Genomic DNA, 10,307 nt, shown 5'->3' on the forward strand with positions numbered 1-10,307 from the left:
ACTGAGCTAACGGCCGCCGCACGGCACAGGTAGGCTGTGGGGTTGATTTTGTTTGTCTTAAAGGGAAGTGAATGTCGACCGCAGTGCTGGCCCGGCAACAGGGTGATGACTATCAGGCGCGCTGCTTCTGGGTGGAAGCGGTGCGGCTGTTCGCCCCTCACCACAAGGTCGAGCGCGTGGGCTTCGAGGTCAGCGCGCATAAGGCGTTTGACGACGTGGTGCTCTGGTACTCGGTGCCGGTGCCCGACGGCCGCGGTGGCCACATCACCAGAGATTATTTCCAAGTCAAGTACCACGTCGTGAGCGCGGGCGCGCTGACTTGGGAAGCCCTGCACACGCCCGAAGACTTTGGGGGTACGAGCGTTTCGATTCTGGAGCGGTTGCGTGACGCGGTTGCCAAATCCGCGACCGCCGGAATCCGGGCGCGGTTCACCATCGTCACCCCGTGGCCGATCGCGAGTGGCGACCCGCTCGGGCAGTTCGTCAGCAACCGGTCCGGGGAGGTCCGGCTGGACAAGCTATTCGACAGCACCAAGGACGGAAGCAAGATGGGGAGGATTCGTAAAGCCTGGCGCAAGCACCTCGGGTTGTCCAGCGACGACGAACTCCGCGCCGTCCTTGCCCCCCTCCGATTTCTCGCCAACCACGGGACGCTCGATCAGCTGCGGGACAGGCTGAACACCGAACTCGGCGCGCGGGGGTTCAAGCCGCTCGACGCGAGCGCGCTCGCGAACCCCTACGACGACCTGATTCGCAAATTACACGGCGAGGGTCGCCGCGAGTTCACCCGCGACGAGCTTCAGAGCGTGTGTCACGGCGACGGACTCTGGGTCGGGTGTCAGCCGAGCAGCAACCCGGGCAAGCCCATCGGCGTCCGGAGTTTCATCCGCCGGGCCGAACACCTTGAGGACGTGACGGAGGAACTCCTCTGCCTCGTCCCCCACTTCGACTACCGTGCACTTCGCGCCGGGCACTACTGGTCGACGGGTGTCGCTGCCGAGGTGCGGTCGTTTCTGGCCCGCGTTACCACGCCTGGTGGCGAGTATCTCCTCCACCTCGACACGCACGGAACCATCGCGTTTTTCTGCGGTGCGTGCCTCGACACCAAGTCCGGCTCGCGGGTGCGACTCGTTCAAAAGCGTGCGGGTGGAATGACGGTCTGGGAGGCGGGCGCGTCGAACGGCGTACCGCCTGCTCCGCGCCTCGCCGTCGAAGAGGTGGCCGGGAATACCGGGGGCCCGGCCATCGCCCTCTCGGTCAGCCTGACGCACGACGCCAGCGCGGACGTGGCTCACTACGTGAGCGAGCACCTTCCTTCGGTGGGTCGCGTCATCCACTGCCGGCCGCCGTCGGGTGCGAGTCAACTCTCGGTCCGCGACGGTAGTCACGCCTTCGCGATCGCGGAGGAGGTGGTCCGTATCGCGCGCGGCAGCCGGAGTGCGGCGACTGGGGGGCAACCGCTTCACCTCTTCGTTTCCGCGCCGAACAGTCTGCAGTTTTACCTCGGCCAGCTCTCCAGAATGCTCGGCCCCATCGCCCTCTACGAGTTCGACCCCGAAGCCGGGACGCTCGGGGCCTACCAGCCTTCACTCACCCTGCCATTAACCTGATAACCGTGGAGCCCAGCATGAATGTTCCGACCTACTTCAACCAGTTCCTCTCGAAGGTCCGCCTGACCCCGAACCAGGTCAGCGACTGCAGGACGGGGCACATGACGCTCCGCAACCGGTTGATGGACGACGACACGCTCGCGCCGATCATCGTGAACACGTTTCTCCAGGGGAGCTACCGGCGGGCGACGGCCGTTCGACCGAAGGACGACAAGCGAGCGGACGTCGACGTCATCGTGGTCACCAAGCTCGACCGCAGCGAATACCGAAACCCCGAGGACGCGCTCAAACTGTTCGAGCCGTTTCTGGAGGAACACTACGCCGGTAAGTGGGAGCCCCAAGGGCGCTCGTTCGGCATCAAGCTCGGCTACGTCGACCTCGACATCGTGCCGACGGCGGCCCCCTCCGTGAGCGAGTACGGGGTGCTGGCAAAGGCTAGTTTGGCCGACGACGAAACTCCCGACGGGGTCACGAACGCGAGCGCCATGCCCTGGTGGCTCAGTCTGGGCGGCGACCGCGCGGTTCACTACTCGCAGTCGTTCGCGGAAGCTGTTCGACAGGACCCGGAGTGGAAACTGGAGCCGCTCTACATTCCCGACCGCGACGTCAAGGAATGGGTGCCCGCACACCCCTTGGAGCAGATCCGGTGGACCTGGAACAAGAACGCGAGGTGCAACGGGCACTACGTCAACGTCGTGAAGGCGCTGAAGTGGTGGCGGCGGGTGAACCACCCGACTCCCCAGTACCCGAAGGGCTACCCGGTCGAGCACATCATCGGGCAAAACTGCCCCGACGGTATCAGCTCGGCAGCGGAAGGCGTGACGCAGACGCTCGAGAACGTTCAGGCCGCGTACGGGGTCTACATCCGGCTCAACATGAAACCGTACCTGCCCGACCACGGGGTCCCGCAACACGACGTCCTGAAGCGCGTGGCGGCGTCAGATTTCGCACTGTTCTACGAGCAAGTGGTCGCGGCCGCCGCCATCGCACGACGAGCCCTCAACGAAACAAGCCTCTCTCGAAGCGTAGCGGCATGGCGCGAGCTTTTCGGCGACAGGTTCCCGCCGCCCCCTGACAACGATGACGATGACTCGGGCGGTGGCGGTGGTTCAGGCCAAGGCGGCTTCTCGCGGCGCACGACGGTCTCCACCGTCACCGGGGGGCGATTTGCGTGAACGACCCGAGCGACCAACTGCTCACTGCCGCACGCGTGCTGGACGGCGTGGAGGGCTGCTCTGTTCTCGGTGAATGGGCGTGGCACCATGAGGCGGGGGTGTTCATTCTCCCGCTCCGGCTCACGCTTTCCGGGGACGGCTCGGCCGACGTGCCGCGTACCACAGAATGGTACGTGCACGCGGAAGAGCGGTACCCGTGGGGGAAGCTCGAAATCTACCCTGCGGTTGAGAACGGGATCACCGTTACGTTCCCCCACCAAGACTACAACGGCTGGCACGATTCGATATTCCGGTGGCGCGAAGGGGACCTTTGCCTTCGGACGCCAGCGAAGGTGTTCGGAAGGGTTGGCTACGACCGCGAGCCGTACACACCCGATGCCCGGCTCAGGTGGCACGTCCGGCGCGCTCTTCTTTGGCTCGAGGCCGCGGCACGAAACGAGTTGATGCTTCCCGGTGAGCCCTTCGAGCTCCCGAAATTCATCACAAACACCAAAGGCGAAATTGTCGCATTTCAAGCGAGTCCGGGCGATTCGAAGTGGATCGACCTTGTGAAAAAGCCCTTCGGCTTCATGGACATCGGCGCGCTGCCCGGGAACGAGCGAGTGCATCTCCTCGGGAGCTTTCGGAACTCCGGGGGTGCCGTCGTTTCGCCATCGAGCTGGCCGCAGGACCGGTTCTACGATCTTAAGTCGCAAGGGCTGTGGGTCGTGGCGGACGGCGTCCCGGTTCTCCCGCCGTGGCAGGCACCGCTTACGTGGGGAGAGCTTCGGCGCGTTCTCGGGACTCGCGGGTTCCGGCTCGACGAGGTGCTTTCTGCCCTACTGAATCGGATGCGAGACGGACAGCGACACCTATTCGCCCTGGGCTTCCGCATTCCGAAACTCTTCGGCGACGCAACGTCCCAGCTTCACTGGCAGGTAGCAGCTCTGCCGCCTTTAAGCCGCGACGGCGTCCCCCGCGGGTTTCGGCCCAATCGGCTCGGGTTCTGGGTGCGGGACCGGCGTCACAGCTTTCGGGACGACGCCGTGATCGAGTGGCTACCCACTCAGAACTGGCACTTCGAGGAAATCTCGACTCGCGGTAAACTGGGGCAGCATATGCGACAGGCACACGTTCTTCTTATCGGAGCGGGGGCACTCGGGTCCGCTGTCGCGGAACTACTCGTTCGCGCGGGCGTGCGATGTGTGACGATTCTCGACGACGAACTGCTCGCAGTCGGGAATCTCGTTCGGCACACCCTCACGCTCGCCGACGTCGGCCAGAGTAAGGCGAAAGCGGTGGCCACGCGTCTAAACTCACTCTTGACCGACGTCCGGGTGGAAGCGTTCGAAGAGAGGTTCCCGCCGCGCGACCAAACTGCGTGCGAGAAAGTCCTCGCGTGCGATGTCGTTCTCGACTGTACCGGCGAGGACACCGTCCTCGACTCGCTCGCGCGCTTTCCGTGGCCGGGGAACCGGACTTTCATCTCCCTCTCGATCGGGCTCGGGACGAGAAGACTGTACTCCTTTTCGGCCCACGCACGCTCCTTCCCTCACGCCAGGTTTCAAGAACTCGTTTCCCCTTGGCTCCGTCGTGACATCGCGGACGGTGCAGGCGACACACAACCGTGGGAGGGTACGGGATGCTGGAATCCCGTCTTTCCTGCCCGTGCGGACGACGTATGGCAACTCGCCGCCGCTTCGATTCGACACGTCGAGCGGACGGTAACCGAAAAGCCCGCTGAACCTGTGCTGGCGGTCGTGGAGCGGCTCGAAACGGCAGAGGAGGCTTCTCATCGCGCGGCTGGTGGGACAAGGAGAGGAGCATGACTCTCTTCTTTCGGTCCGAGGACGGGAAATTCGCTCTGAGGCTCGGGGCCGCCCAGGTTGAGGCACTCCTCGGAAAATGTCGATCCGCCGGCGCGTTTGAAACTGGCGGAATAGTCGCCGGGTGCTACACTCACAACCTGTCAGTTGCCGAAGTGACCGAAGTCTCGGGGCCGCCCGCCGATTCGCGGGCGGGCCGGACTTGGTTCGCTCGCGGTGTGCGTGGAGCCGGCGAATGGCTGGGGAAATTGTGGAAGAAAAAGCAGTATTACTTGGGCGAGTGGCACTTCCATCCTTCCGCGGCACCCGACCCGAGCGAAACGGACATCGACCAGATGCGAGAAATCGCGTCCTCTTCCGGATACCATTGCCCCGAACCGCTCATGCTCATCGTCGGCGGGGATAGTGCGAGAGGCTATCGCTACAGAGCATTTGTGTCGCCACGAGACGGGCTCCACAAGGAGCTCTTCGCCTGCGATGATCCTTTCGTCGCGTCGTCTGCATTACCGTCAGTCGACACCGCTGGTTGAGCGACACAGACGCAATTTGCGTTAAGGAACGCTGACGACTCCACCTTCGACTCGGCGGCCAGTTCGCCCATCAACGAGAGCACCGCAAGCCAGCTCCCTTCCGGCTCTGAAGGATGCCCAGTGAAATCCGCCAAGGGTTGCCCGTCACCATCGGCCGCCGCTCGCGGTGCCAGCCACGGGTGAGCACCGCAAGCAGCGACCGACGGCAACGGGGGATGCCTGCCTGGGCGGAACGTTCCGCGACGCGGTAACCGAAAGCCAGTACAGGAGTGTGGTCACGCACTCCCCACCCCATCCGCCACCATCTCCACCTCGCAACCGGAACGCCCGGGGCCGTAACCGCACCCCGAGTGCCCCTCAAAACCTACGCGTCGAGTAACCCCGCCCGCGCCATGCTAAACGAATCATCCCGCCCCACGATGATGTGGTCGAGGAACTTTAACCCTACCGCCTGCGCACCCGCCGCAATGCGCCGCGTCGTATCGATGTCGATCTTCGACGGGTTGAGCGAACCCGACGGGTGGTTGCCGTGCTTGGAAGATTCCGGTACAACCCGAGCATTGGCGTCTCGTTCGTGTTCGAGACCGAGGACGGGAAGCACAAGGTGGAGATCACAGGGAATAAACTGGAATCTCTTCACCGAGACCTCACCCTCGGTCGGCGGGAGTCCGTTCGGGTCGGGGATGCGGTCACGGGGATTGAGGTGAAGGGGTGGTCGCCGCCGGGGAAGAAGGGATAGTCAGTCTTTAAAGCACAGGCTTAGACTTGGAAGGTCCGAAATGTGCAATCGAGCACAGTAAGAAAATCAGTTTGACGGCAAGGTGTGTATACCGCGCCCAAGGCTGTGAAAGTCCGGCCCAATGCCCATGAAAAGCATGATCGCGAACGGCCTTAATTGCCATGAAACTTTTAGCTGCCTTTTCTTCAATCCCGTAATATCGAAATAGTTCGTTCAGACGTGCCGGCTCCAAAAGCTCTCCTACATTGTCATCCAGCATGGCTAAATGACACCGCATGGCCGAATTGACTGGCGTTGCTCGCAGAACGCTCTGTCCGTTAATTTCATACAGTGCGCGCAATAATTCTTCGAGCGTCAGCAATGAACCGAATAGTGCCGCAAACTGCTGAGTGGCATCGAACGCCTCCCCGGCATGCTCGTCTCGTTGCCCTGAAATCCAAAGAAGAAACCCTGCAGAACCAAGCAATCTTTTGTCCGGGGTCGCTGCCTCAAGAACTTTGAAAACATGCTCGCGGGCGTCGTCATCTCTCAATTGGTCCACAATGTTGAGGCCCGGCTGGTACTGTTCATCAATTAAAGATGCATGATCTGTGTCCAAAGCAATCCCCGCGTCCCAGAGCCGGGCGGTCAAGGCACCAGCCAGAATTCCGTTGGCATCGAGGTCGCGCACCAACGCGGCGAACGTCTGACTCATGCCACCCACAACCACGTCCACCCTCTTTTCATCATCTGCAAAAAAGGCAGCGTGAGCCATTGCATCGCGGAGCGAGAGGCTGCGTTGATCAAAGATTACTTGCAGTCCTTCTGCCGTGTCGCCTTCCAACTTCATGTTATTCACAACCTGTTTGACGATCGCACCGCCTCGACTGTTCATCCCACCGCCCCAACCGTTTACCATTGCGACCTGACGGAGCAGTGATTCGGTCAGTGTCGCCATGCCCAATGCACAGGCAATCCCATCCGGTATTCGAAATCGATCGCGCCGGCTTTCCTCCAGCGCGATCTCCTTCGGCATTAAAATGCCTCCCTGTTTCCGTGGAAGATACTTTGGGAGTTGATCAAAAGCTTTGGCAAGGCTCTTTGCGATGGGGCCGTCCGCAGGCATAAACCGGGAAAGCACCCCCTCTCGGGCCGCGTAACGCCGAAGACATTCTCGGACATGCTCGGCCCCGCGAAATTTAGCGACTAGGGGGGTAGTGAACCCGTCGAATGTCGGTTGCGGATTACCATAGAAATTGAGCGAGCTTTGGAGGGGCGAGCCACCAACGTACTTGAGAACGTATGGAAATGCGGCAGTATTTCCTTTCGAAAGCCCTTTGATCAGCGCATTGCGAGCAACCCGGTCGCCGCCTGGTGTGGCTAGGGCGGTCAAGGCTTTTAATCGACGCTTTGGTTCGGTCTCATCGTCCACCGGGGTCAAGCCTTCAAGTTGTTTGGCAGCGAGACCGGACAGACAGCACAGTACCAATTCGCGTAATTCGTCGGGTCGAGTGAAATCATATCGATCTTGCTCAGCAAACGCCAAGTCGATGAACCGCGCTAGATCTGTAGTTTTAAGTTCTTGATTAATGAGAGTTTTTAGATTTCCACCCTTGCTGTGCTTGTTTTCCTTAAGGGCAGGAGGCACTCTATCTGAAGCGGCTCTGAACAATTGCTCTCGCAGTTCTTGAGATATTTCCTCATGTTTTGCAGGAGTGCAACAATACAATAGCGCCACGTCAGATGAATCCAGCCGAACAAGGTCATCAACGGATAATGACACCCAAAGACGATTAGCGATATCAGTAGCCGAACCTGTCTGTTGAACATTTTTTATGGATTCTTCGATTTTTTCATGAATCAAACGCTCCCAAATACTTCGCAACCAGTCGCGTGCGGACTGCTGATCGACAGACATTGCTTTCTCCGTAGCTTGCCGCAAAATATTACTGATCAATATCAGTGAAAATCAAAGTCTGACAGATGAACCGGATTCTTGTAAGGATTTTTCAGATTGACCAATTTAAAGGCCACGTCCCCTATTTTGCAGGAGTACGCCATGACCTTAAATGTCTTGTAAAACTCTAGCCCGCCACTCCTACGGTTCCACCTTTTCGTCAACGTCCCGTGCGGTTCCGGCCCGTCTTCCTCATCCCTGTCGGTCAACCGGGGCCTCTTCCCCGGTTGAATGAACACGGAGAGGTCGAAACGGCCAACATGGATCGTCCCATCGTAGGTGACGTTCTTGTTGTCGTAGGCGGTGATGTCGTCGTACAGGGTAGGCACCGGCCCATTCTATGCCACAATCCGCTCAATCGAATCGACGCTCTCGTCCGACTGGTCGGCCAAGTCGTCCGCAGCAAAATCCCACCGGAGCGGGCCGCCGACGCCGGGGTATCCGGTGCGCAGCAGCTGCGAGGCATCTTCTGCCTTGATCCCCGTCTTCGCGGCGAACGTCCGCAGGAGTTGCGGCAGGCTAACGCGAGTAGTGCCCAGTTTCTTTCGGATGGCGGTGAGCTTAGATTCGCGCGTCATGCGGCGGGGATGCGAATAATGTCGGACACCTGGCCGTCGTGTAGGCGGTCGATCATCAACGCGATGAACGGTCGGCTGGTGGTGGAATCCGTCCAAGCCCCCCCGTCCGTCCGGGTGGACATGTGCATGTCCCGCCCGTCCGGCATGCAGTCCATCGCGGCCACTGAGGGCACGTTGTTGATGTGCCAGAACCAGTTGTTGGTCGTGGTGGCTGGCTTGATGGACAGGCGGAGCCAAGTGTTGGCATTCACCACTGGCGGGGTCGGAAAGAATAACCGAAGGTATTTGGTGAATTGGTTCTGATAGTAGGTGGCGTCGTAATTCAACGAGGCCAGAATGGTGTTGCTCAAGTTGTACAGCACATAATCTACGTTGGCGGTGTCGTTGCCCCCACGCCCGTTTCGAACACAAACGCCGACAATGCGGGCAGGAAAGGGGAACTTGAATTTGAGCGAGCGCTCGTCCGGGGTGGTGGCGGTGGTGATCGGGTCTTCCTGGATTGTGCCGGGGGCCATGAGCATGCAATACGGGTACGATCCATCCGAGTATTTGACGGAGAACTGCCCGATCAACGCCTGCTTGGTCCAAGTCGGGGAGACGAACGTGTCGCCGTAAGGGAAGTGCTCCGTGAGGAACGAGTCCATGAAACGGATTTGGACAGTCCCTGCCGTTCCGGGCCAGTCCAGGACGATGGCGATGAAATTCCCCTGCACGGCCGCCGCCGGGGTCGCCAGGGCCCCCCTCGCAATTGGTGTTTGAAGCCGGCGAAGCCTGCGTGCCGGCCACGCTGCCGCCGTAGTTGCTGCCCGAGGGATCGCCCGTCGCCGCGTCGCCGCTATGGAGGGCAACACGGATCGTCTGCGAGGATGAAACCGTCTCCGTTCGGAAGCCAATGTGTGTGATGGTCCCGGTCTTGGGGACTTGAAACACGCACGCAACACGGGTCGTGCTCGCGTTAAGTGTCAGCGAGCTGGTCGAACCAAACTGGGTGACGTCGGGGAAATAGATGAAGGTAGGTTTCAACGGCATGGATCAGGGGAAAATCACGTTGGAGATGAGAAGCAGGTACACGCCCGTCGCGGTGTACGTGGCGGTTCCTACGCTAAGCAGCTAGCCGGGGTTCTTTGTAACATTTTGACCGGAGTCGATGGCGGTAGCGTTCAAAGCCGTCCTCGACGGCCTGTTTCAATTCGGCCTTGGTGGTGAAACTGCGGACGGGCATCTCGTGATGCTTGACCTGTTTGAACACGGGTTCGATGCGGTTGAGTTCGGGGCTGTAAGCCGGCAGGTAATAGAGATAAACGCCCTGTTTCGCCAGTTCCGGCCGGGCGGCTTTCATCACCTTGCTCGTGTGGATGCCGGCATTGTCCAGAACCACGACGCGGGGGACGGTGGCCGCCGGCAGGTTCCGGAGATATTGAACCAGGTCGTCGGCGGTCAGCGTCCGCTCAAACGGGACGGCGGTCAGATCCGGAAGCGGGGCGAACGGCTCATAGGTCGCCAGGGCGTTGACCCGCCGGCCCTGCGGGTATTCGTATTTCACCCGTTTGCGTTGCTTGGGAAGCGGCCACGAGTATCCGGTCGGCAGGGAGGGACTGAACCCGCATTCGTCGAGGTAAAACAGCCTCAACCGGCCGGCGTCCGCTTTTTTTTTAAATCCGTCGAGAACCCGGCCGGCCCGTTCGACCTTCTTCGGGTCTTGCTTGTGGCCGCCGGTCCGGGCGGTCCGCCGGTATCCGGCCTTCAACAGGCCCAAGTACCGACGGACCTGACGATGGCCGATGGCCACGCCGTCGGGACGGAGGGCCTCGGCGAGTTGCCGACTGGTCCAAATGCGGTCTTGACCAAGGAGTTCGGACAACCGCCCGGTGACCCGCTCCCGGCGGGCGTGGTCCGGTTCGGGGCCGGGCGGCTCGGGGGTGAACGCGGCCGTG

Annotated in this window: 11 protein-coding genes; 5 read left to right on the forward strand and 6 right to left on the reverse strand. The window is 60.8% G+C overall.

Translation table 11 applies throughout. The features are described from left to right. The first annotated feature begins 71 nt into the window (after positions 1 to 71). Genes BGIM_RS59370 through BGIM_RS59380 form a run of 4 tightly spaced genes read left to right on the forward strand, consistent with a single transcriptional unit; the run spans position 72 to position 5,120 of the window. The gene (locus BGIM_RS59370; protein WP_020475857.1) at positions 72 to 1,610 is read left to right on the forward strand and encodes an SAVED domain-containing protein; all 1,539 of its coding nucleotides are present in this window, start codon (positions 72 to 74) and stop codon (positions 1,608 to 1,610) included. A gap of 17 nt (positions 1,611 to 1,627) precedes the next feature. Then, complete coding sequence (locus BGIM_RS0143485; RefSeq protein ID WP_020475858.1) at positions 1,628 to 2,785, forward strand: SMODS domain-containing nucleotidyltransferase; 1,158 nt, start codon at positions 1,628 to 1,630, stop codon at positions 2,783 to 2,785. Then, positions 2,782 to 4,593, forward strand: a complete 1,812-nt coding sequence (locus tag BGIM_RS59375) for a HesA/MoeB/ThiF family protein (RefSeq protein ID WP_020475859.1) — start codon at positions 2,782 to 2,784, stop codon at positions 4,591 to 4,593. Before BGIM_RS0143485 ends, BGIM_RS59375 begins: the two co-directional genes overlap by 4 nt. After that, positions 4,590 to 5,120, forward strand: a complete 531-nt coding sequence (locus BGIM_RS59380) for a Mov34/MPN/PAD-1 family protein (protein ID WP_020475860.1) — start codon at positions 4,590 to 4,592, stop codon at positions 5,118 to 5,120. Before BGIM_RS59375 ends, BGIM_RS59380 begins: the two co-directional genes overlap by 4 nt. A 364-nt stretch (positions 5,121 to 5,484) precedes the next feature. On the opposite strand, the gene BGIM_RS68535 is transcribed toward BGIM_RS59380, so the two are convergent. Continuing rightward, complete coding sequence (locus BGIM_RS68535) at positions 5,485 to 5,721, reverse strand: JAB domain-containing protein (protein ID WP_072022321.1); 237 nt, start codon at positions 5,719 to 5,721, stop codon at positions 5,485 to 5,487. On the opposite strand from BGIM_RS68535, the gene BGIM_RS67615 reads away from it, so the two are divergent. After that, the gene (locus BGIM_RS67615) at positions 5,650 to 5,859 is read left to right on the forward strand and encodes a hypothetical protein (RefSeq protein ID WP_238537830.1); all 210 of its coding nucleotides are present in this window, start codon (positions 5,650 to 5,652) and stop codon (positions 5,857 to 5,859) included. The two genes, BGIM_RS68535 and BGIM_RS67615, sit on opposite strands and share 72 nt — an antisense overlap. 7 nt (positions 5,860 to 5,866) lie before the next feature. Here BGIM_RS67615 and BGIM_RS0143505 read toward each other — a convergent pair whose 3' ends face one another. The 5 genes from BGIM_RS0143505 to BGIM_RS55680 form a co-directional block, all read right to left on the reverse strand. Next, a complete protein-coding gene (locus tag BGIM_RS0143505) occupies positions 5,867 to 7,756 on the reverse strand; it encodes a hypothetical protein (protein ID WP_020475862.1) in 1,890 nt (629 codons plus the stop codon). A gap of 41 nt (positions 7,757 to 7,797) precedes the next feature. Further along, a complete protein-coding gene (locus BGIM_RS0143510) occupies positions 7,798 to 8,124 on the reverse strand; it encodes a hypothetical protein (protein WP_020475863.1) in 327 nt (108 codons plus the stop codon). A gap of 9 nt (positions 8,125 to 8,133) precedes the next feature. After that, positions 8,134 to 8,373, reverse strand: coding sequence for a hypothetical protein (locus tag BGIM_RS0143515; protein WP_020475864.1), 240 nt, complete (start codon positions 8,371 to 8,373; stop codon positions 8,134 to 8,136). Continuing rightward, complete coding sequence (locus BGIM_RS0143520) at positions 8,370 to 9,017, reverse strand: hypothetical protein (protein ID WP_157369874.1); 648 nt, start codon at positions 9,015 to 9,017, stop codon at positions 8,370 to 8,372. Before BGIM_RS0143520 ends, BGIM_RS0143515 begins: the two co-directional genes overlap by 4 nt. A gap of 458 nt (positions 9,018 to 9,475) precedes the next feature. Continuing rightward, on the reverse strand, positions 9,476 to 10,307 hold an 832-nt coding region (locus BGIM_RS55680; protein ID WP_202947398.1), incomplete at its 5' end, for an IS630 family transposase.

Origin of the sequence: Zavarzinella formosa DSM 19928 (assembly GCF_000255705.1) — a bacterium.
Lineage (GTDB): Bacteria > Planctomycetota > Planctomycetia > Gemmatales > Gemmataceae > Zavarzinella > Zavarzinella formosa.

Excerpts from the sequence above, each read along its gene's own strand:
- BGIM_RS59370 (WP_020475857.1), top strand. The coding sequence starts at position 72 with ATGTCGACCGCAGTGCTGGCCCGGCAACAGGGTGATGACTATCAGGCG.
- BGIM_RS0143485 (WP_020475858.1), top strand. The coding sequence starts at position 1,628 with ATGAATGTTCCGACCTACTTCAACCAGTTCCTCTCGAAGGTCCGCCTG.
- BGIM_RS59380 (WP_020475860.1), top strand. The coding sequence starts at position 4,590 with ATGACTCTCTTCTTTCGGTCCGAGGACGGGAAATTCGCTCTGAGGCTC.
- BGIM_RS0143505 (WP_020475862.1), bottom strand. The coding sequence starts at position 7,756 with ATGTCTGTCGATCAGCAGTCCGCACGCGACTGGTTGCGAAGTATTTGG.
- BGIM_RS0143515 (WP_020475864.1), bottom strand. The coding sequence starts at position 8,373 with ATGACGCGCGAATCTAAGCTCACCGCCATCCGAAAGAAACTGGGCACT.
- BGIM_RS0143520 (WP_157369874.1), bottom strand. The coding sequence starts at position 9,017 with ATGGACTCGTTCCTCACGGAGCACTTCCCTTACGGCGACACGTTCGTC.